Raw genomic sequence first — 22410 nt, 5'->3', positions numbered from 1 at the left:
CGCCTGTTTATGCCATATCTTTAAGTTTGAGTGCTGCTTCTTCGGCAAAATATGTCCAAATACCATCTGCACCTGCACGGCGGCAACTCATTAGCGATTCAATAATCACACTGTCCGACAACCAGCCATTTTGAATCGCGGCAGCAAGCATGGCGTATTCACCACTCACTTGATAGACAAAGGTTGGCACACCAAAGTTATCTTTCACTTCACGTACAATGTCTAAATAAGGCATGCCTGGTTTTACAATCACCATGTCTGCACCTTCTTGAATATCCAGTGCAATTTCATGCAAGGCTTCGGCACGGTTGCCAATATCCATTTGATAATTGTATTTGTTGCCGCCTTTTAGGTTGCTGGCAGAACCGACTGCATCACGGAAAGGACCGTAAAAGCTAGAGGCATATTTGGCTGAATAAGCCATGATAGAGGTATAGATATGCCCGTTGCTTTCCAACGCCTGACGAATCGCACCAATACGGCCATCCATCATGTCACTTGGCGCAACCACATCTGCACCCGCTTCGGCATGGCTTAAAGCCTGTTTAATTAGACATTCAACCGTTTCATCATTCAGGACATAGCCTGTGTCATCAATAATGCCATCTTGACCATGAGTGGTGTACGGGTCGAGTGCGCCATCGGTAATAAGTACCATCTCTGGCAATTCTTTTTTCAGCAGGCGTAGTGTGTTTTGCACCAAGCCATCTTCACGCCATGCTGCTTCTGCGGTCAGGCTTTTGTCTTCTTGTGGTGTGACTGGAAATAATGCCAGTTTAGACACGCCCAACTGCATTAAACGCTCGGCTTTTTTGAGTAATAAGTCTGCCGATAAACGCTGAATATTCGGCATGCTTGGAATATCTTGGGTTTGATTTTGTCCCGGTAAAACAAATACAGGATAAATCAAGTGATCTGTGGTTAAGTGAGTTTCGCGAACCATGGCGCGTAATTGATCATTTTTACGGATACGACGCATACGAGTGGCAGGAAATGCAGGGCGATTGAACGTATAGGTCATAAAAATCTCACTGATCAGTATTAAACTAGACGACTATTGTAGCCCCTTAAATTTCATTTGGGCATACATTGGCTGTTTTTATTGTTGGTAAATTGAGTTGTTTGGACTTTTGGGCACGTTATGAGTAATGCAGAGAAAAATTGGACTGGGAATATACATTTAGGCGCGAAAGTCGATATTGATGTCGTGCTAAGACAATTGGTCAATGCATTTAATGGATCGCCATTTTTTCAACACAATGGCATGAGCATGCGTGTGGTAGATGGTCAAATTGAAGCCTATATTGAGATGCAACCGTATATGGTGGGCAACGTGGCTTTCCAAATTTTACATGGTGGTGTTGCTGCAACCATTTTGGACAGTGTGGGCGGTATTGTGGCAATGGGGGAGTTATATAAACGGACAGAACCTGACGATTTGCCCGATACCATTAAAAAAGTCACTCGTTTGGCTACCGTAGATATGCGAGTGGATTATTTAGCACCGGGACGCGGCAAGTATTTTATTGCCCGTGCGGAAACTTTGCGTTTAGGGCGTAAAGGCTGCACCATGCGTATGACGATGGTCAATGATGAAGATAAACCAATTGCAACGGCAATTGCGTCTTATGCCTATTAAAATCTAAGGTAGGGCGCGAACAATTGTGTTTTGCATAATTGGATGACTGTTTATTTTTGATTAGTTTATTGTTTTAAACATATAAGGAGTTGAGTGATCATCTCCTTTTTTTGTGTGCATGAAGAGTTTTTTGAATTGTGACAGTTTGTAGCGACTTAAGTTTTCTTTAAGTTTAGATTTCTATCTTGAGCATTGAGTTATTTTCTATCCAATGTGATGCACATGATCAAATTTAATTTTGATGCTCAATCATCCAGTCAAACGCATTTTCTGGATGCGAATTTTCATCAGCAAAAAAATAAAAAACAATTCAACGGGTATGCATCTGTAGCGCAGCCGTATAAACCACAAACGAACCCAAAACAGTTGAACCTAGAACAGCCACATTTAGATGTATTACACAGCTATGCCTCGGTGATTCAAGCACACACAACAGTACAACATTTAAATGTGACAACTGTGACCCAAGATGCTAGCGAACAACGCTTGGCATTAGAGCATTTTATTCGAGATAAATACCAAAAAGTCCATCAGGCATCCATAAATACTTTTTCAGATACCTTGTTTGCAGGCTATGTAAACCACGACATGCAAGTGGTGATTGGCATGCAACCATTGGGCGCAAACCAAGCCTTTTTGGAACAGTATTTAGGTGCACCCATTGAAACCATTTTAACCCAATTGAGCCAAGTGCCTGTAACGCGCGCGCAGATTGTTGAAATTGGCAACTTGGCAGCGCAAGACATGAGCAAAGCCAAATTGATGGTGGCTTTTTTGGTCTTTCACTTATCGCAGAACAATGTGTCGTGGGCAGTTTGCACAGGAACAGCAGCAGTGCGCTATGTGTTACAGCAAATGGGTTTGCATTTTCAGGTACTAGAAAAAGCCAACCCCGAAGCCTTGGGCGATGCACAGCATCAATGGGGCAGTTATTACCAACAGAAGCCTTATGTACTGGCGATTGACGTTGCAGCAGCGTTGGCGGTCACGCAACAGCAATATTGTTTTTATGCCTAAGGTCATGCAGAAAGGCGGAAATTGAAAGATGAATGAGTTATTTGAAAACCTGAATCACTATGCCCAAACAGACCCTGAGCGTGAAGCAATTGTGACGGCACAAACCACACTGAGTTATGCCACATTACAGCAACGGGTTGAGTTGCTCAGTGCAGAATTGGCAACTTATCAAGTACAGCGTTTGGCGTTGTGGGGTGTGAATCAGGCCGATTGGATTGTGGTCGATTTAGCCGCACGTAAAGCTGCAATGACAGTCATTCCTGTGCCTTTATTTTTTACTGCTGCACAAGTGCAACATTTACTGCAAGACAGCCAAGCCGAGTTGCTGTGTATTTTGACGGATACTGCACAAAGCGATACTCCGTCCAATGTTAACTCGGCTATTGGAAATACTGCTATTCCAGAAGCTTTGTTGGAGATGATTGATGCAGTTCAGGCACAGGTTTTGCCACCATCAGATTTATATCAAGGGCAGTTGTTTCGTCTAAGCGTTGAAACAGCACAACCGCATTTATCCCCAAATTCTGCTGAGCAGCCTACAAAAATTACTTATACCTCGGGCAGTACGGGTACTCCCAAAGGTGTGTGTTTGGCAGAAGCCACCATTAATTCAATTACGTACTCTTTAAGTCAGGCATTGCAAAGCAGCCAGCTTGGGCGGCATTTGTGTCTAATTCCATTTGCAACATTGCTTGAAAATATCGCAGGCGTGTATGTGCCTTTTCACATGAGGCGTGCAGTGGTGGTGGCTGAAGTCAGTCAGTTTGGTTTGCTGTCCAACCATGAGTTTGATGTTTCACGCTTTGTCGATGCCGTGCAGCAATATCATATTGAAAGCGTGATTTTATTGCCACAAATGCTCAAAGCGATTGTGGAATATATCCATCAACATGGCGATGCAGGCTTGCGTACTTTGAGGTTTATTGCCGTGGGTGGTGGCAAGGTGTCTGCAGATTTACTCAAGCAGTGTCAGCAATTCAATTTACCTGTTTATGAAGGTTATGGTCTGTCTGAATGTGCATCGGTCGTGAGTTTAAACCTGCCTGAAGCTCGCAGAATTGGCAGTGTTGGCCGCGTATTGCCGCATGTTCAAGTCGAAATTGCTGCCAATCAAGAAGTGGTGGTCAAGGGCAATGCCATGTTGGGATATATGCATGAACTTGGGCGTGAGCAGGATGCGGTATCAGCCGATATTCACACAGGCGATGCAGGTTATTTTGATGAAGATGGCTATTTATATATCACGGGGCGTATCAAGCAAATTATTGTCAGCAGTTTTGGGCGCAATATTTCACCAGAATGGGTTGAATCGAACAGTTTGAGTGAGCCTGAAATTCAACAGATTGCCGTGTTTGGTGAAGCGCAGCCGTCATTATCTGCAGTGATTTATGCCGAGGAACATCGTTCAGATGCGCAATTGGCAGCCGCGATTTATCGTGCCAATACCCGTGTGCCTGATTATGCCCAAATTAAACACTGGTGCCGTGCTGAACAACCTTTTTCTTTAAATAATCAGATGTTAACCGATAACGAAAAATTGCGTAGAGCAGTCATTCAGCAACAGTATCAGACAGCTTTGGCACATCCTACAACGTATTTAATGGCTGATCTTGGAGATGTTTCACAGATAGACATCAACCTGTCAGTCATCAATAGAGATAGAGAGAAATCACATGAATATTGCACAACAGCAATTCAAACATTCCCCACAACAAATTAAAGATCGTTTGGTGGAGCACGGTTGGGTTTTACTTAGAAATGAACATTATGATGTGAATGCGTTTAGTGGGCTGATGAGCAATATTTGCCAAAAGCTGACCTATGACCCTGCACGTGAAAATGTGACCCGACAATCGCAAAAAGTAGATGCAGGTACGCAGGCAATGGGACTGCATATAGAAAATAGTTCAACCCCAATGCCGCCTGATATTATTGCTTTTTTTAGTGAAAAAAGTGCTTCGCGTGGTTCGCAGACTACTTTATGTGATGGACATGAGGTATGGCAAAAACTGCCTGACACACTGAAGCAGAAATTTGCTGAACCGATGACCATCAGCCGTTACTTACCCAAAGCGATGTGGCAAAAGTATGTGGCGACAGCACTCAATATTGCCGATGCCGTACAGGTCGGGCAGCAGGAACTCGCTCATTTTATTGAGATGATTCCTAGACAACGGATTCGCCCTGCGCATGATGAAGGCGTACAGTACGATTTAAGCATGCCGATGATTCGCCATGACAATTTAAAAGCTGTGCCTGCCTTTGCCAACACCTTGTTGGGGCCTTCTTATAATTACGAAAAGCCGCGTTTTTACTTTGCCGATGGCAGCGAAATCCAAGCGGAATTATTGGAAGAGTTGGCAGAGCGATGCGAGCGTGAAACCTCAGAAATTGACTGGCAAGATGGTGATGTGGTGCTCATTGATAACAAGCGCTTTATGCATGGCAGACGTGAAATATTGGTGCCATTAGAAGATCGTAAACTCTATATTTGTATGGGCTTGGGACTGAATCCTGCATTTTTATAATTGAGTTGTATCGAATATCTTAAAATTGAGAGTATCTTTTATGTCAAATTTAACTGCGGTGATTTTCGGGGCAACAGGCGGGATTGGTCATGCGATTGCGCATCATTTTGCTGAAAAAGGCTTAAACTTAATTTTGGTTGGGCGTAAGCAAGACACCTTGCAACAACTAGAGCAAAGTCTGGCGCAGCAGTATCCTCAGTTGCAATTACACAGTCTGCGTTGTGATTTAATTGATGCCAGCAGTCGTCATGATTTTATTCAGGCACTTGCCGCATTAAAACAGCCGATTCATTACTATATTAACAATGCAGGTATGAATGATTTTCGTCTGTTTGCGCAGCAATCACAGGACACCATTGAGCAAATGATGCTGGTTAATGTGGCTTATCCGCTGCAACTGATTCAGGATGTGATTCCATATATGTCGGACAGTCAGCCGAGTCAGATCATCAATATTGGCTCGACTTTTGGCAGCATCGGCTACCCTGGCTATGTGAGTTATTGCGCCAGTAAGTTTGCCTTGCGTGGTGCAACTGAAGCATTGGCGCGAGAGTATGGTCAGACTGCCATTCGTTTTAGATATTTCTCCCCACGCGCGACCAATACCAGTATGAACAATCCCGATGTGATAGAAATGAATATCAAAATGGGTACAAAAGTGGATGCACCTGAATTTGTGGCACAAGAGCTGTATCAATTTTTACAAACAGACCGTCAATCCTATCAGGTCGGGTATCCTGAAAAAGTCTTTGTCAAACTGAATCAGTTGATGCCTAGCCGAGTCGCGGCTGCCATTCAAAAAGATTTAGACACCATTTATGAATATGCAGATCAAAGCAAAGCGACTGATTCCTGATTTTTAAGTTTCCGCCTTATAAATGATATTTTTTTCGATATCGCCATAAGGTGGTTCGGCTAATGCCCAAGGCTTGTGCCACCAATTGAGTTTGCCCCTGATATTTTTCTAGTAAATCCTGCAGCGTGTCTTTATCTACTTTATTGTTGGTTTTGATGGGTAGCTCAATAGGTTGTGGCGTTGCGGGAGCTGAGGCGAGTTTCAAACTAGCATGCACAATTTCATCGGGTAAATCGTGTTGATCAATTTCCGTTTTACCTGCTGACATGGTCAATGCATACAGCAAGGCATTCTTTAATTCACGCACGTTGCCCGGCCAGTCGTAATTGATTAATACCTTCAGTGCTTGCTCGGTCAAATGTGGCGTGACCTGAAACTGGGCTTGTTGTTGCAAAATAAATGCTGCAATTTTAGGGATATCTTGTTTACGTTCACGTAGTGGTGGCACAAAAATTGGAATCACCCGTAAACGATAAAGTAAATCTTGGCGAAATCTGCCTAAACGCGCTTCTTCACGTAAAGCGCGATGGGTTGCGGTAATAATTCTGACATTCGATTCAATCGCTTTTTCACCGCCCAAAGGGGTGAATTCGCCCGTTTCTAATACTCGCAATAATTTGGCTTGCAATTCCAGTGGAATTTCTGCAATTTCATCTAAAAATAAAGTACCACCTGCAGCACGTTCAAACACACCTTTATGCTCACGAATTGCCCCTGTAAATGCACCTTTCACATGCCCAAACAATTCACTTTCTAAAATATTGGCATTTAAAGCCGCGCAGTTAATCGCAATAAAGACTTGTGCATGCCGTTGGCTGCGTGCATGTACTGCTTGCGCCACCAACTCTTTACCACTACCAGATTCACCACGCACCAAAACAGGAAACTCAGTAATCGCTACCCGTTCAATAATGGAATACATATGCTGCATTTGTGGCGAATCACTATGGAAAAACTCCGCCAAACTATTTTGTGCTTGGGCAGATGGGGTGAGTGTTTGTGATGACACTGTTGCAACGCTAGGCTGCAGAAAGAATAAACATCCTGTGAAATCGGCTGTATGGACACGAATATTTAAGCTGTGGTAGTGCCATGCCTTAGCACTATTCGGGAGTTGCAGCAGACCTGTCTGTGGTTGTGATGCTGATTGTGATTGTAGTTTTAATTTCAATAATTGGTTTTTTAATGTTTTACCCGTAGCTGCAGAAACAGAAGCATCTTGTGCATATTCATAAATCCATGTTTGAGCAATGTCGTCATAAACATAGAGCAAACTGTCTGGACAAAGTTGTTGTAAATGAAACAAAAAGCTTTCAAGACTGGCCTGTTGTTCAAAGTCATGTATCGCATTCATGATGTTTCATCTTTTGTTTCATTATTGATTCAATTGAAACACAAAATGCAACAGATGTGAAACATGGAGGATGATCTAAATTAAACAATATCTCTTAATATATTGTATTTTATTAATATATTTAAAAGAGATTAAGTTGGCACTATATTTGCAAAATTAAGAATAACAAAATATAAAACTCAGTATCTATCTCATGATCTTTCATCAATTTTTTGAAGCTGACAGCTCGACCTATACTTACTTATTGGCATCTGAACAAACCCGTGAAGCGGTGCTGATTGACCCTGTAATTTCAGAGGTTGAGCAATATGCTGCTTTTCTAGAACAGCATGATTTGCAATTGGTGTATAGCTTAGATACGCACGTACACGCTGACCATATTACTGCTGCCAACGAACTCAGAACACGTTTTGGTTGTAAAACTGTATTACATCGTAATTCAGGTGTGGTGTGTGGCGATATTTTCATTACCGATGGCAGCGCCATTCGTGTGGGTGAATTGTTGATTGAAGCACGTTATACCCCGGGTCATACCAACGCCTGTACCAGCTATGTGGTCAATGGCATGGTATTCACTGGCGATGCGTTGTTAATTGATGGTTGTGGTCGTACTGACTTTCAGGAAGGCAACCCAGCGACTTTATATGACAGCATTCATCTACAAATTTTTAGCTTACCTGATGACACTTTGGTGTACCCAGGGCATGACTACAAAGGGCGTGTGTCTTCTACCGTTGGGCAGGAAAAACGCAATAACTCGCGTTTAGGACAAGGGCGCACCAAAGCGGAATTTATTACCCTCATGCAGAATTTAAAACTGCCTTATCCAAAACATATTGATGTGGCTTTGCCTGCCAATAAAGTTTGCGGCAAGTAATGCTTGCACAGCACAACACAGTGATGGAATAGGGGAAAATACGCATGTGGATGTTAATCCTAGAAGGCTTGGCGATTGGTACTTTGCTGGGTTTGACAGGGGCAGGGGGCGGTATTCTTGCCGTTCCTGCTCTTATGGCAAGCCAAGGCTGGACTGTGGCGCAGGCTGCACCCGTGGGTTTATTGGCAGTCACTTTGGCGGCTTTGGTTGGCACAGTTGAAGGCTTGTTCAAACGTATTGTACGTTATCGTGCTGCATTGTGGATTGCCCTAATCAGTATTCCATCTGCGCGTTATGGGGTGCATTTGGCAGGTATTGTGCCGCCCATGTGGTTAACACTGGCGTTCAGTCTGGTCATGTTTATTGTGGCGTATCGTATTTTCTTTAATAAGGTCAACGACCAAACTAATCCACCGTGTAAGGTAAACCAAAACACAGGACGCTTAATTTGGAATGTTAAAACGGCGTCTTTGCTTGGTGGTGTGGGTGTAATTGCAGGCTTATTGACGGGTTTGTTGGGTGTGGGCGGTGGTTTTATTATTGTGCCGTTATTGCGTAAATTTACCGATTTGGATATGCGCAGTATCGTCGCAACCTCTTTGATGATTATTTTCCTGATTGGTGGCGTGAGTATTTCAGCACACGTTTTAGATGGCTTTCAGTACCCAATGGCAGTCACCATCACCTTTGTTCTGGCGTGTATTGTCGGGATGTTACTTGGACGTACTTTGGTACATCGCATGAATAGCAATACTGTACAAAAGGTATTTGCTACAACAGTCATTGGTGTTGCGTTCTACCTCATTTATACAGCGATTATGGCTTAAGTCTGATATTTGGATACTAGGTTTTTACTTTGAACTGCAGTATTGTGAATAGGTAACGTATTGTTAAGTGTAAGAAAAAGCACTAGACCTAGACCAAATTAAAGATTAGCTTAGTTGTATAAGATGACAAGGAGCCAAGAATGAAAAAACATTTATTTTGTGTGGGTGTAGAGTTCCGTAAAGCATCCGATGAAACAGGCTCTTATGCGTATTTGACCGCATATTTAGGCGCAGATGACTTACATGAAGCGATTGATCGCGTTCAGAAACAACTGGAGCAAGAAGGCAATAAAGTATTATTTGTGCGTGGTTGCTGGGTTGTCGATGCCGATTGTGATGATGGTTTCTGCCCAACCGAAGAAAGTAATGCTGCCTCTAAAGCAGACCTGCTGTTCAGTGATGAAATCTATTATGGCAAATTGCAGCAATGGTCTATCAACAATGGCTATGAATACTGAGTAAAATGTTGGCTGATAAGATGCCGATGGGTTCAGTTTACTGACCTGTGAATATTTAAAAAACCGCGTTTGAATGATTTAAGCGCGGTTTTTATATTGAGCTAAAACATCAGTTTCCAGCGCTGAAAACTTTAGAGCCTACTTAAAAGGACGTCCTTCTCCTTGTTCTTCATAAGTCACACCATCTCGAATGTGGTACAAGCGTTTAAAGGTAGGGATGATTTTATCGTCATGTGTGACTACAATAATTGCAGTTTGAAATTTTTCTGCCATTTCGTGTAATAAGCGAATCACGGTCATCGCACGTACACTATCCAATGGTGCAGTGGGTTCATCGGCTAAAATCACAGGCGGTTGATTAATCAAGCCACGTGCAATGGCGACACGCTGTTGTTCACCACCAGACAATTGTCCAGGCATAGCATGTACCCGATGCTGCACATCGAGCGCCGTTAAAATTTCCAATGCGCGGGCGCGGGCAGTGTCATTGGCTACACCTGCCAACATTGGCAGCAGCGCCACATTATCCAAAACATTTAAAAAAGGAATTAAGTACGGAGTTTGGAACATAAAACCAATTTTGTCGCGGCGTAAGGCGCTTAAGTCTTTGACCAACCAGCGTTGATCGAAAATTACCTCATCGCCCAAAGTCATGCGTCCTTCGGTAGGATCAATCACTGCACCTAAACATTTGAGCAAGGTACTTTTGCCCGAACCTGAGGGGCCAATCAGCCCAACCACTTCACCGGGCGCAACCTGCATATTGACATCTTTTAAGGCATAAAAGGCATTGTCACCTTGTCCAAAACGCTTTTTTAAACCTTCAATTAAAATGCCGTGTGTCATGTTATCCCCCAATTGCTTCGGCAGGGTCAACACGCAGTGCCATCTGAATTGCAACCAAACTGGCTAACATGCAAATCAGCATCACCGCAAAAAATCCGAAAATCGAATCTTGTGGAACCAATAAGACATATTTGGGGAAATATGGTGCTGCAAAAGTTGAACTGATTTTACCGACAGCAAATCCAATTAATCCCAGCGCGAGTGCTTGTTGCAAGATCATCCAAGCGATTGTGCGATTGCGTGTGCCGATTAATTTTAAGACCGCAATTTCACGAATTTTGTCCATAGTCAGGGTATAAATAATAAATGCCACAATCGCGGCGCTGACCAAGGCCAAAATCACTAAAAACATGGCAATTTGTTTGGCGGATGTGGCAATCATTTTGCTGATTAAAATGTGTTCCATCTGCGGGCGGGTATAGACTGTTAGTTGTTGCCAACGCTGAATATGTGCTGCTGTTTCTTGAGCTGAAGCACCTGCATTTAAACGGACTAAAATAGCATTCACATAACGGTTGCTACTTTGTGCATTGAGTACGCTTTCAAGCAAGTCAGGATAAGCAGGGCGGTTATAAATTGGGTTTACTGCAATTCGTCTACGGTCTTGTAAAATGGCAGCATTGTCCTTTTGGAATTGCGCCTGTTGTGCATCTTTCAGCGGAATAAAAATCATCGGGTCACCACCCGAAGACACCATGCGTCGGGTTAAACCCACCACGGTAAAGGTGTTACGACGGATTTTAATACGATCACCCAACTTTAATCCCGTACTCATGTCGGCTACGGCTTCATAGTGCCCGCGGGTCAATTGACGTCCTGCCAATAAATGTGGCGGCCACCCCAAGTTATTCCACGCATGTTCACCTGTTTGAATCCCGACCACCATCGAGCGAATATCTTTATCTTGATGATGCACTTGCATGGTTAAATAAGTAATATTTGAAGCATGCGCCACCCCGGGCATATTCATCACGCTGCGATATAAATCATCACGCACACTTGAAGGTTCTGCATAAGGGCCAAGTGTATCTTGCTGCACTACCCATAGGTCAGCACCACTGTTATTCAGCAGGGCTTTGGCATCATCTACCATGCCGCGATACACGCCAGCCATAATTAAGGTCACACCAATCAGCAAGCCGAGTCCAAAGCCAGTAAATACAAATTTACCCCATGAATGGAAAATATCACGACCTGCCAGACTAATCATTTAGCTGCTCCTGCAAGTTGCTTGACAACCCGTAAACGGTTTTTGGCATGTAGGGGTTTTTCACTATACAGCACCACTTGATCATTTTCGGATAAGCCTGCGAGCACTTGCACATCGCCCGCTAAATTTGAACGTCCTAATTGAACTTCAACAAATTGCGGCTTTTCGGCCACAACTTTCCACACGCCTACTTGGTTATTGATACGGTGAACTGCCGCATTGGGAATGGTTAAGCTGCGTGCCAATGGTGCGAGGCTGATGGTGACTTCTGCTAACTCACCCAAAGGCGGAAGAGGCGTTGGAGGTTGATTAAAAACCACTTTAGCTAAAATTTCTTCGGTAATGGCATCGGCACGGGGTTCTACCCATAACACATGACCTGCCAAAGCATTATTTTGCCGTGAACGTAAATGAATTTGAGCTGGTAAGTCAGCAGCTAAACCAATCGCACTGGATTGATCGAAACGGGCATTCATCCAAATGGAGTTAGGATCGACAATTTCTAGTACGGTTTGACCTGCTACCACCGTTGAACCCGGTTCTGCATAACGTGCAGTGACGACACCTGCAGCTGTGGCCACTAAATTTAAATTATCACGCTGTGCTTGTAAGGTATTCAGGTCTGCACGTGCTTTATTGAGTTCTTGTTGCATCGCGCTGAGTGCCGCCGTTGCCAAATCGAGCTCTTGTTGTTTAATGGCTAAAGATTCTTGGCTGGTGGCATTGATTTTAGCTAGTTGTTGATAACGATTGACTTGTTGCTGCGCAAAATTTTGACGGATTTGAGTGTCTTGTTGCTGAGCGGTAATTTTTTGGATTATCGCACGTTGAGCCAATAAACGATCTTCTAGATCGACAGGATCCATTTCGCCTAACAGTTGTTCTGCTTGTACGTTATCGCCAATATCTACTTTTAAGTTTTTTAAGCGACCTGCTGCAGTTGGGCCAATTTTATAATTATAACGCGCTTCAACGGTTGCTACGCCAAACAGGCTAGGTTGAATGGATTGATATTTGACTTGCGTGAGGGTGACGTTGACAGGGGCAAATGGGCCTGTGCGTAAGACCACGTAAATTAACAATAAAACCAGAGCTACAATGACCACAATCACGGAAATCGTTCGCTTTCCTAAGGGAAATACCTGCATGTGTACTCCGCATAATTTTTTATCAATTAAGGATAATATAATCTATTTTGTTGTTGTGCGGGGGAGTTATTCGGTTTGGGGAGTGAAAGCGAAAAATGTTTGGAGATGAATAAACCACCCAATAAAAAGGCTTAAATCCTAAAAGTGAATTTGAACCTAGATCGCTTAATAGAAAGCTATCCTGATCATTTTTCGTGAAGTTTTAATTCAACTTGATAGTCGTCTTGGGTCACTTTAATTTTATGGTCTTTATATTTACGTTTGCTTGGCGAGAGTGCAGAGCTAGTCACTGCCTTATGGAAATCACTATCTGACATGAAAAAATAATAAGCCTTATAGCCTAATAATATTTTCTCAATTTTATTGCCTTTAGTCTGAGCATCACTGATCAATGAATTTAGATACTTTAAGCTGATGTTTGCTGACATTCCTGAACCTTAAAATATAAAGTTGAAATTTCTAAGAATTTATAAGCAACAAACATTACAAATTTATGACAAGGGTTGTTTGAGAGATGTACTTCGCTTCAGGTCATTATAGATCTAAAAGTTGTGGGTCAAATTGACGCAATTTTGACCCAATTTATTCAAATTTGGGTCAATTTGTTCTGGATAGCATTGGACGCAAAACCCATAGAAAAAGCCTTAAACACTGATGTTTAAGGATTTTTTAGTCATATTTAGTTATGTAACTTCATATGAATTTAAGAATTTGGTGGAGATGGCGGGAGTTGAACCCGCGTCCGCCAACACTACACTCGAGAATACTACATGCTTAGATATCGTCTATTGTTTTAACACTCTAAGACCCGACGAACAGGGTTTAAAGTGCGATCCTCTAAGTTTGGTATAAAGTCCCGAGGCTCAACTCTATACGGACTTGTGTGCGTGCGCTTCAGTCGGGTTCACTGACCACAAGTATTCAGTGAAGCGGACAAGCGGCCCTTAGGCAGCTAGAGCGTAAGATTCGTCGTTTGCGACTATTTTAATGCAAATTTGATTTACGAGAGAAAATGCGCTCTCGGCATGCATCTATGAGCTTCATCATCAGCGTCGAAGCCAATAACATCCCCATATCACAGCGCAATCATAGCATAGCTGGCAAAAATTACGATGTATTTTCTGCACAATTACACATTTCGATGCGCTTAGTTACATAATTGCGCTAATATTTTATTTTTCAAGTCAAACACAATAAAAAATATGAGTTATTTACTAGCACTCGATCAAGGCACAACCTCTAGTCGCGCTATCATCTTCAATGAACACGGACAAGTTCAGGCAACGGCACAACGAGAAACCCATATTCAGACCCCACATTCAGGTTGGGTGGAGCAAGATGCTCAAGAAATCTGGTCAAATCAAATTGCTGTGGTGCAACAGGCTCTGGCGACTGCAGGTATTTTGGCTAAAGACATTCGCGCAATTGGTGTGACCAATCAACGTGAAACCACAGTGGTGTGGGATAAACGCACAGGCAAACCATTAGCGCCTGCAATAATTTGGCAAGATCGTCGTGCGGCTGATTGGTGTCATCACTTGATTCAAAATAATCAGATGCAATTGATTCAGGAAAAAACAGGTCTGCGTATAGATCCGTATTTTAGTGCAGGCAAACTGGTGTGGCTGCTTGAGCATGTCGATGGATTAAAAGCATTGGCACAGCAGGGGCATGTGGCTTTTGGCACCATCGACAGTTGGTTAATCTGGAATTTGACCCAAGGCGCAGAGCATGTCATTGAAGCGAGTAATGCTTCAAGAACGATGTTGATGAATTTACATCACCAAACTTGGGATGAAGAATTGCTGGAATTATTTCAAATTCCCGCATCAGTTTTACCTAAAATTATTGCATCCGACAGCTATATTGCAGATACCGCAACGGGTTTATTGGGGGCGAATATCCCAATTACAGGTATTTTAGGCGATCAGCAGGCGGCGTTGTTTGGGCAATCGTGCTTTGAAGTTGGTACAGCAAAAAATACCTACGGCACAGGCTGCTTTATGTTGTTTAATACAGGCAATCAGGTGCAATTTAGCCAAAATAAGTTACTCACTACTTTGGCGTGGCAATGTCAAAATCAAACCCATTTTGCCCTTGAAGGCAGTGTTTTTATGGCAGGTGCTGTAGTGCAATGGCTGCGCGATGGTTTGGGTATTATCCAAAAAAGCAGCGATGTGGAACAACTTGCCAATAGTGTAACTTCTAGCGATGGTGTAGTGCTAGTTCCTGCATTTACAGGGCTTGGTGCGCCACATTGGGACAGTGAAGCGCGAGCGCTTTTATGTGGAATGTCACGTGGCACCAACAAGGCACATATTGCCCGTGCTGCCTTGGAATCCATTGCATTTCAGGTGTCGGATGTACTCACTGCGATGCAATCCGATTTAGATCATCCACTGAAAGAGCTTCGAGTCGATGGTGGTGCTAGTCAAAATGATATGTTGATGCAATTCCAAGCCGATATTTTAAATGTGCCTGTGTTACGTCCTAAAATGTTGGAATCAACCGCTTGGGGAGCAGCAGCTATGGCAGGTTTAAAGGCGGGTGTATTTTCTGACTTATCTGAAATTTCAGCATCTTGGCAGTTAGATCGGGTATTTGAACCCCAAATGAATGAAGCAGAGCGTGCAGAACATTTAGCGCGTTGGCAACAAGCCTTAAAACGTGCTAAGTCAGACTTATAATCAGCGCTATTTCTAAAATAACGCTAAGTTGAAATAAATCTTTAAACCACAAGCCTCATCAGCAAAACTTTTGAGGCTTGTAGCTGTTTTTTCGTTACTTTGATCTTTTAGATTACGCCTTACATTGCCTCACGTTGAGCTTCATCTTCTAGATAACTTTCCAAAGAATCATCTAGTGCATAAAGCCATGGTGTGTGATGCGGTTTAGCCATTTTTCCTGTCATCACTGAGCGATAAACTTTATCTCTAAAGCCCATAATATTTTCTTTTTTATGCTTTTTCCATTGCATGAAAATATCGTGTACTGCATCAATATTGAAAGATGGATAGTCGGTCTGCGCAATCAGGCGTTTGATGTAATCCCCTTGAAAACGTGCAGATTGTTCATCGCTCATTAAGCGTTGTTCTTTTTCATGCAAGGTTTGGGTATGGCTTTGCATTTCCTCTATGCTTGGCAACGCAATTTTGCCCAAAATCACATCGCGGACAAACCATGCCTGCGCATCGAACATATTGAAGGTGTACCATTGATCTTGCATACCCAAATAGAACAAACGTGGATTCTTTTCCCAAACCACACCTTGATATAAACCTAGTGGATAAAGGCAGTTATGCGTTCTGAGGCGCAAGCCATCTTCAATAAACGGGAAGTGGTGTAAATAGCCCGTACATAAAATAATGGCATCAATTTTGGCCGATGTTCCATCACCAAAATAAGCAGTATTTTCATCTACACGCAGTAATTGTGGTTTTTCAGACCAGTTTTTGGGCCACTTAAAGCCCATGGCTTTACTGCGATAGCAACTGTAAATTTGTTTGGCGCCGTATTTATAACATTGCGAACCAATGTCTTCGGCAGAGTAGCTGCTGCCCACCAACAGCACTGATTTACCTTTAAATTCCAGTGCATCACGGAAATCATGCGCGTGTAAAATACGACCATGGAATTGATCAAAGCCTTCATAAACAGGGACACGCGGGGTAGAAAAGTGCCCAGAGGCCACCACAACATAATCAAACTGTTCTGAATAATGACGTTGCTGTGCGTAATCTTCGACATCAACCGTAAATTTTTGCGTCGCATCATCATAATGAATATGCTGAACGGCGGTATTAAAGCGGACTAAGTCTTTCACCTGTGCTTTTTCTGCACGACCTTGAATATAATCCCACAACACTGCGCGTGGCGGATAAGACGCGATTGGTTTTTTGAAGTGTTCATCAAAAGTATAATCGGCAAATTCTAGCGCTTCTTTAGGGCCATTTGACCATAAATAACGGTACATACTGCCGTGGACAGGTTCGCCATGTTCATCTATACCTGTGCGCCAAGTATAGTTCCAGAGTCCACCCCAATCATTTTGTTTTTCGAAACATACAATTTCAGGAACTTGTAGACCTTTGGCCTTTGCTGACTGAAACGCTCTTAATTGGGCCATGCCGCTTGGGCCAGCGCCAATAATTGCAATTCGATCCATTGCTATCTCCATTAGTTTTTGAGTTCTTAATTACTTCTCCAATTTTGAGTGACACAATTCAGGATTTTAAATATCCGCATTATAAAAATAAGCAAATACAATCCTAAATTTAGAGATCAAGTAGATCTTGTCAAAATAGGATGTGAATTAAAAAAATAGAAAAAATAAAACACACTAAAGACAGTAAAAATTGCTTAAGCAACTCATCTTTATAAAAAAATGTATTTTACAAGAAGCATGATCTTATCATAATTTTTGATTAATTTTGGTTTTGCTTAGTTGTAAAAGTGAATTTAAAGTCATTGCTGTTGTTGTTTTGGTTTGATCAATTGGTATATTTTATTGATTTTTATAGAGAAAATAAGATGAAAATTTAAAGCTAATTTTTATCTCATTTTGCCCAATATAAAGGTGATTTTGATGAGATTGTTGCAAAATCTACAATGATATACAGAGGATTGAAAACTGAATCTTAGGCAACATTTTCAGAGAGCCATACCCGAAGTGGACTTCTGAAAAATTAAAAGGATGCTGTGATTGATAGGTGTAATGAAAGTTTAGTTTTTATAAGCCATGAAAGCAGTAGCGTATTTATCAAGCTTTATCTAATGATTGAATGTGCTTTGCGTACATTCAATCATTAAAGTTTGTGGCGACTCAGTAATTAAAGTTTACGCCACACCTTATTTTCATCTTCTAAAGAGACAGTAAAGTTAAATTCGTCGTCTACGGTAACCAAGTAGGAGTTAGGATTAACCAATAAAACTTTTAAAATTGTACCTTGCTCGAATTCAATTGGTGCGCAGTTTTCTTTACGTAGAACAATAGGTTCAAGTAGCTCAATAGCAATGTTTTCTGTTGGAGATTCCATACCGCACCCTAAATGAGTTATTTTTAATCAACTGTATTATATAGTAAATTGATGAATAATCTACACAAAATCGTAAATTTGTGTCAGGTTTAAATATTTTGTACTTGAATTGTTGGTCAAAAAATCGCAATAAATTTGCCCAATACTTCATAATTTGACATTTTAAAAATATAAGAAATTGAAATTTGATGTAATTTCTTAGATGAATGGCAAATGAACAGCGCAGTAAAATATAGCCGATTGATGAAATTTACAGTTTTCAGTATAAAAATAAAATTATTGCTGAAAAAACAGCGTATAAAGTATAAAAGTTAAAGTATCCATTCACGCTTTTTTAAGTGGTGAAGGCACTGGGTTTTACATTCCAATTTAAAAAATAAAGGCTTTTTGTCTGCATGTTTAAGTCATTTTTTCCAAATCCAAAGTGGTTTTTTATTTCATTGCTTGTTTGGTTCGCCATTAATCTGGCTTTGTGGTATTCAGGCGGTAGCGCATGGGGCAGTTGGATTGGCTTCCCACAAGGTTATGCCGAAGCAACATTACCCATTGATGTCAGTCGTTTTTGGTCACCTGCATTTTTATGGTTTTATTTCTGGTTTTTTGTATCAACCACTATTTTTGCCACCTTTTGGAAATTTAAATCTAATAACCCGTGGCAGCGTTGGTCGGTATGGGGATCGGCATTCATCCTGTTCAATATTTGGTTTGGGGTACAAGTCAATGTTGTGGTGAATGCTTGGTACAACCCATTTTATGACCTGATTCAAAAAATGCTCAGTAGTGGTGGTGGAGATGTCAATGAGCTCTATACAGGCGTGCTGACCTTTTTATACATCGCCATGGTGGCTGTGACCTTAATGGTTTTGAACTTGTTTTTTGTCAGTCACTATGTCTTCCGTTGGCGTACGGCAATGAATAATTATTACACCGCACATTGGGAAAAACTCAGACATATTGAAGGTGCATCACAGCGTATTCAAGAAGATACCATGCGTTTTGCCAGAACCATGGAAACTTTAGGGGTGAATTTAGTCGAAGCCCTAATGACTTTGTTGGCATTTTTACCTGTGCTGTTTAGTTTGTCTGTGCATGTCAAAGCCTTGCCTATAATTGGGGAAATTCCGTATGCCTTAGTGTGGGCGGCTGTTGGCTGGGCAGTATTTGGTACGGTGGTGTTGATGGTGGTGGGTGCAAAACTTCCAGGTTTGGAATTTAACAACCAAAAAGTCGAAGCTGCATATCGTAAAGAACTGGTTTATGGTGAAGATCATCCAGAACGTGCCGATCCGCTGAGTTTAAAAGAACTGTTTAGCAAGGTGCGCTTTAATTATTTCCGTCTATATTTCCACTACGCCTATTTTAACTTGGTGCGTATTTGGTATATGCAATTAGACAATATTTACGGCTTATTTGTGTTATTCCCAAGCATTGCCGCAGGGGCAATTACCTTGGGCTTGATGATGCAAATCGCCAACGTATTTGGCAAAGTCCGTGAGTCGTTCCAGTACCTCATCGCGTCTTGGCCGACTATTATTGAGCTCTTGTCTATTCATAAGCGTTTAAAAGCATTTGAATCGACCTTGGATCAATAGTTTTGATGGCGACATTCATAAGTGTTGTGGATGTCGCGTTCGAATGTTTAGAGTGGTGACTGCCAAATATAAATTGATCTGAACAGTTGTATAAAAATAATACTGGTGCTAGTGTTCAAAATCATAAAAAACTGTGATGAATTGGATTGTTTTATAAAAATATCAAACTTGATTCAAATAAAATTATGATTAATTAACTATAAAATCAAGGTGTTGTATTTGTTATTTTGCCCCAATTCATATATTTTCATTGATATAAAAACAATTGAGAATTGAGACGTGACCTGCAAAAAATTACTCTTGATTGGGGGAATTGGCAGCCTATTATTTGGTTGTGCAACAGTTGATCAATTTAGCCCAAATTCGGTGAAGCATTTTGCATCTGCACAAGAACTGATTGTTCAAAAAAACTTAAATCAGCCCAGTGGTGCTGCTAAAGAATATGTCTATTATTGGGGGCCACAGCGCAAAGATCAGCCTGCTGAATCTATGATTCCACGTAAATATATGGGCAGCTATTGTCAGTCACAAAATGGACGCTTAACGCTGGCCTATAAAAGCTCAATGAGTTTAGTCAAAAATGCATGGTCTAAAAAACTACTCAATACTTATCGAGATGTAAAACAGGGGATTGGGGCATACCGCTGTGTAGGTAGTCAGGGTGATAGTTGGATTGTCTCAATTGAGCCTGTGGCAGAGCGCCAGTCGGAACAGCGTGGTGAAGCGCGAGTGGTGAGTTTGGTCACTAAAATAATGTCTGAAGATGAAGCGCGACGTTTTTACCGAGCGGTTTCTACATCTGCAAAGACTGCACCTAAAGCAGCTCCAAGTAATCCAAAAACAACAAATGCAACTAAAGTTGCTGAAGTGAAAGAAAAACCTGAAGAGAAAAAAGAGCCTGTAGTTGCATCATTAAAAACAGCTCCACCACGTGTGGTTGAAACACCACAACAGCAACAGACACGTTTATATGTCGCTGCGCGTCGTGATTTAAATAGTGGGCGTAATCAGATTAATGCCTGTAATAATGCACAACGTGCTTATAACTATGGCAAGTTACAGGGCGCAGAGGGTACACGTATTTATACAGAATCTGGTATGTTGGTGGCACGTTGTTTAACGGGTGTTTCGAGTTATCGGAGTCGTTTTCCAAATTCAGATGCACAGGCAAAACGTATTTTGCAGAATTTAGCCAATAATTATAATCATGCAGGGGCTAAGAATATGTTAAGAGGCATGAAGTGAGGGTAACTCTCACTTGCAAAGCCAACTTTTAATTTTAAATTTTTAATTTTATGTAAATTTGTTTATGTCCACTATCAAAAATACGTTCGTCATAGTCAAAAATATTTGTATGACTTTTAATCAAATCAACAACTTTTTTAAAGCCATAGTTTCTGGGATCAAAGTCATTTTGTAAAAGTTTCCATTGCGATGTGAATGAAGAAGCAGGAATCCATTCAGTATCATGATTGTCAAAAATTTGTTTAATAATATGTAGTGGTAGTTTCTGCGCTGAAGTGGTGTTGTTTAAGACTTCAGTTTTACTAGAGGGTTGAGGATGCTGTTCTTTCTTCGTTTCAATCAAAGGGAGTTCTTTAATTTGAGGTTCTTCATATCCACTTAGGTTCTCGACATAGGTGAAGTGAGAACAAGCATTTCGGAAGGCTTCGGGCGTTTGTTTCTTGCCAAATCCATAAACGGTGGCCCCTTGCTCTTTAATGCGTATTGCTAAGGCTGTAAAGTCACTGTCACTTGATACAAGGCAGAAGCCATCAAAACGGTCTGTATAAAGTAAATCCATTGCATCAATAATCATAAAACCATCGGTTGCATTTTTACCTGTTGTATAAGCAAATTGCTGCATAGGTTTAATCGCTAAATTATTAATAGCTTGCTTCCAACTACCATTTTGACTGACAAAGTTACCATAAATACGTTTTACCGTTGCCTCACCGTATTGAGTGATCTCATTTAAAATATTTTCAATATCTTTTGCAGAAGCATTATCTGCATCAATTAATACTGCTAATTTTGCTGTTTTTTCTTCTGAAACATTAAAGATCGTTTTTAAAACCATTATTTTCTCTAAAAATAAAACCCTACACAAGGTAGGGTCTTTATCTCATAAAAACAAAGAATTAGTCAATTAATCAACCAATCATATTCTTCATCAATTTATTCACCTGTGTAGGGGAATCCGACAAACTTAATCTTTGGCTTTCCATGAGTACTTTATAGGGTTACTAGCCCCTTTTTTTCTGAACTTTTCAGGAATTCTTTTGCCTAAATACTTGGTCTGAAATTCTGGAGGTGCATTTTTCCCAGTGAACCCATATCTTTTTGAGCGTGTTTCGTGATTATAGACATCCTTACCCAACAGCATAAAGTTCGGGAAGTTTTCTTGTGTGGCTTCTAACCATTGTTCAGCCACAAATACGCCTTTGATCACACCTTGTACCGTGGCTAAAATTATTTTTTGCTTTATTGGCTTCTGAAGGAGTAAGTTTCCATGCAAATCTAACTGCATCATATACGCCACGTTCTAAAGCAGTTCTATTAATTGAAATCAATAGAGCATCATCTGTAATTTCTACGGTTTCAGTTTGATATGCTGTAACAATTTCATGAATATTAGCTACTCCATATTCATTACTACCTTTGCCATTCATAATATTTGTTAGACCTGAATAAGCATCAATTAATGAAGCCTCAACAACTTCAGCCATATTTTTGCTTTCTAAAGCATGGCGATGAATAATATGGATAACATCTAAACCCGATAATTGAATATCTCTGATCTGTTTCATTTTTAAACTAAGAAGATCTTCTTCTGCATCTTTATCAGTTAGTAGCCCATTTACATGATCAAATATACGATTGTTAAGTCCACGACCGATGTAAAAGGTCGAACCATCTCTTGGATCGACTAATCGATAAACATACCATTTAAGATTTTCACAGACTTCTGGACTGAATTTTTCTATTTTCATTTTATTAACCGTAAAAAAACCCTACATAA

The 22410-nt window shown here is 41.2% G+C and carries 22 protein-coding genes and 1 other RNA gene; 11 read left to right on the top strand and 12 right to left on the bottom strand.

Annotated features, from left to right (window positions below; translation table 11 throughout):
- Positions 1–7: 7 nt before the first annotated feature.
- Positions 8–1021 carry a porphobilinogen synthase gene (hemB, locus tag FTU92_RS05715; RefSeq protein WP_004975342.1) on the bottom strand — a complete coding sequence of 338 codons (1014 nt, stop codon included), beginning with the start codon at positions 1019–1021 and terminating at the stop codon, positions 8–10.
- Between the two features lie 120 nt (positions 1022–1141).
- On the opposite strand from hemB, the gene FTU92_RS05710 reads away from it, so the two are divergent.
- The 5 genes from FTU92_RS05710 to FTU92_RS05690 all read left to right on the top strand — a co-directional run bounded on the left by FTU92_RS05710 (position 1142) and on the right by FTU92_RS05690 (position 6040).
- Complete coding sequence (locus FTU92_RS05710; protein WP_096902274.1) at positions 1142–1639, top strand: thioesterase family protein; 498 nt, start codon at positions 1142–1144, stop codon at positions 1637–1639.
- Between the two features lie 222 nt (positions 1640–1861).
- Positions 1862–2656: a thermostable hemolysin gene (locus FTU92_RS05705; RefSeq protein ID WP_180095842.1), complete on the top strand. Its 795-nt coding sequence runs from the start codon at positions 1862–1864 to the stop codon at positions 2654–2656.
- A gap of 28 nt (positions 2657–2684) precedes the next feature.
- Positions 2685–4376 carry an AMP-binding protein gene (locus FTU92_RS05700; RefSeq protein ID WP_180095840.1) on the top strand — a complete coding sequence of 564 codons (1692 nt, stop codon included), beginning with the start codon at positions 2685–2687 and terminating at the stop codon, positions 4374–4376.
- Complete coding sequence (locus tag FTU92_RS05695) at positions 4330–5184, top strand: TauD/TfdA family dioxygenase (RefSeq protein WP_180008624.1); 855 nt, start codon at positions 4330–4332, stop codon at positions 5182–5184. Before FTU92_RS05700 ends, FTU92_RS05695 begins: the two co-directional genes overlap by 47 nt.
- A gap of 40 nt (positions 5185–5224) precedes the next feature.
- Positions 5225–6040, top strand: coding sequence for an SDR family oxidoreductase (locus tag FTU92_RS05690; RefSeq protein WP_180095838.1), 816 nt, complete (start codon positions 5225–5227; stop codon positions 6038–6040).
- 16 nt (positions 6041–6056) lie between these two features.
- Here the strand turns inward: FTU92_RS05690 and FTU92_RS05685 are convergent, their stop codons facing one another.
- Positions 6057–7394 carry a sigma-54-dependent Fis family transcriptional regulator gene (locus FTU92_RS05685; RefSeq protein WP_180095836.1) on the bottom strand — a complete coding sequence of 446 codons (1338 nt, stop codon included), beginning with the start codon at positions 7392–7394 and terminating at the stop codon, positions 6057–6059.
- A 193-nt stretch (positions 7395–7587) separates the two neighbouring features.
- Here FTU92_RS05685 and FTU92_RS05680 point away from each other — a divergent pair, with 193 nt between their 5' ends.
- From FTU92_RS05680 to FTU92_RS05670, 3 genes are all read left to right on the top strand, one after another.
- A complete protein-coding gene (locus tag FTU92_RS05680) occupies positions 7588–8271 on the top strand; it encodes an MBL fold metallo-hydrolase (protein WP_096902279.1) in 684 nt (227 codons plus the stop codon).
- A gap of 44 nt (positions 8272–8315) precedes the next feature.
- Complete coding sequence (locus tag FTU92_RS05675; RefSeq protein ID WP_104852390.1) at positions 8316–9098, top strand: sulfite exporter TauE/SafE family protein; 783 nt, start codon at positions 8316–8318, stop codon at positions 9096–9098.
- 140 nt (positions 9099–9238) lie between these two features.
- Entirely contained in the window at positions 9239–9556 is a 318-nt protein-coding gene (locus FTU92_RS05670) for a hypothetical protein (protein ID WP_104852389.1), read from the top strand.
- A gap of 138 nt (positions 9557–9694) precedes the next feature.
- Here FTU92_RS05670 and FTU92_RS05665 read toward each other — a convergent pair whose 3' ends face one another.
- The 5 genes from FTU92_RS05665 to ssrA form a co-directional block, all read right to left on the bottom strand.
- Complete coding sequence (locus FTU92_RS05665; RefSeq protein WP_180095834.1) at positions 9695–10402, bottom strand: ABC transporter ATP-binding protein; 708 nt, start codon at positions 10400–10402, stop codon at positions 9695–9697.
- 1 nt (position 10403) lies between these two features.
- Positions 10404–11612 carry an ABC transporter permease gene (locus tag FTU92_RS05660; RefSeq protein WP_180095832.1) on the bottom strand — a complete coding sequence of 403 codons (1209 nt, stop codon included), beginning with the start codon at positions 11610–11612 and terminating at the stop codon, positions 10404–10406.
- On the bottom strand, positions 11609–12760 hold the full coding sequence (locus FTU92_RS05655) for an efflux RND transporter periplasmic adaptor subunit (RefSeq protein WP_004975381.1): 1152 nt from the start codon (positions 12758–12760) through the stop codon (positions 11609–11611). Before FTU92_RS05655 ends, FTU92_RS05660 begins: the two co-directional genes overlap by 4 nt.
- Before the next feature lie 185 nt (positions 12761–12945).
- Entirely contained in the window at positions 12946–13188 is a 243-nt protein-coding gene (locus tag FTU92_RS05650) for a hypothetical protein (RefSeq protein WP_178318234.1), read from the bottom strand.
- Positions 13189–13472: 284 nt separating this feature from the next.
- Positions 13473–13832, bottom strand: a transfer-messenger RNA (tmRNA) gene (ssrA, locus tag FTU92_RS05645).
- Between the two features lie 130 nt (positions 13833–13962).
- On the opposite strand from ssrA, the gene glpK reads away from it, so the two are divergent.
- Positions 13963–15447 (top strand): glycerol kinase GlpK, encoded by a 1485-nt coding sequence (gene glpK / locus FTU92_RS05640; RefSeq protein ID WP_104852385.1) that lies wholly within the window; start codon positions 13963–13965, stop codon positions 15445–15447.
- Between the two features lie 119 nt (positions 15448–15566).
- Here the strand turns inward: glpK and FTU92_RS05635 are convergent, their stop codons facing one another.
- On the bottom strand, positions 15567–16925 hold the full coding sequence (locus tag FTU92_RS05635; protein WP_136144449.1) for an NAD(P)-binding domain-containing protein: 1359 nt from the start codon (positions 16923–16925) through the stop codon (positions 15567–15569).
- 664 nt (positions 16926–17589) lie between these two features.
- Positions 17590–17796 carry a hypothetical protein gene (locus FTU92_RS05630; RefSeq protein ID WP_004975391.1) on the bottom strand — a complete coding sequence of 69 codons (207 nt, stop codon included), beginning with the start codon at positions 17794–17796 and terminating at the stop codon, positions 17590–17592.
- A gap of 395 nt (positions 17797–18191) precedes the next feature.
- Here FTU92_RS05630 and sbmA point away from each other — a divergent pair, with 395 nt between their 5' ends.
- Together sbmA and FTU92_RS05620 are read left to right on the top strand one after the other, a co-directional pair.
- Positions 18192–19388: a peptide antibiotic transporter SbmA gene (gene sbmA / locus FTU92_RS05625; RefSeq protein ID WP_179991304.1), complete on the top strand. Its 1197-nt coding sequence runs from the start codon at positions 18192–18194 to the stop codon at positions 19386–19388.
- Between the two features lie 279 nt (positions 19389–19667).
- Positions 19668–20633, top strand: a complete 966-nt coding sequence (locus FTU92_RS05620; RefSeq protein WP_154320431.1) for a hypothetical protein — start codon at positions 19668–19670, stop codon at positions 20631–20633.
- Positions 20634–20667: 34 nt separating this feature from the next.
- Here FTU92_RS05620 and FTU92_RS05615 read toward each other — a convergent pair whose 3' ends face one another.
- The 3 genes from FTU92_RS05615 to FTU92_RS05610 form a co-directional block, all read right to left on the bottom strand.
- Positions 20668–21468, bottom strand: coding sequence for an NYN domain-containing protein (locus tag FTU92_RS05615; protein WP_019838361.1), 801 nt, complete (start codon positions 21466–21468; stop codon positions 20668–20670).
- A gap of 129 nt (positions 21469–21597) precedes the next feature.
- Complete coding sequence (locus FTU92_RS14085; protein WP_257218761.1) at positions 21598–21822, bottom strand: hypothetical protein; 225 nt, start codon at positions 21820–21822, stop codon at positions 21598–21600.
- The gene (locus tag FTU92_RS05610) at positions 21815–22381 is read right to left on the bottom strand and encodes a hypothetical protein (RefSeq protein WP_253104129.1); all 567 of its coding nucleotides are present in this window, start codon (positions 22379–22381) and stop codon (positions 21815–21817) included. The genes FTU92_RS14085 and FTU92_RS05610 overlap by 8 nt, the downstream gene beginning before the upstream one ends.
- Positions 22382–22410 lie beyond the last annotated feature (29 nt).

The organism is Acinetobacter sp. YH12205 (assembly GCF_013418125.1).
GTDB classification, from domain to species: Bacteria; Pseudomonadota; Gammaproteobacteria; order Pseudomonadales; family Moraxellaceae; genus Acinetobacter; species Acinetobacter towneri.
This window is presented reverse-complemented; position numbering and strand designations above follow the sequence as displayed.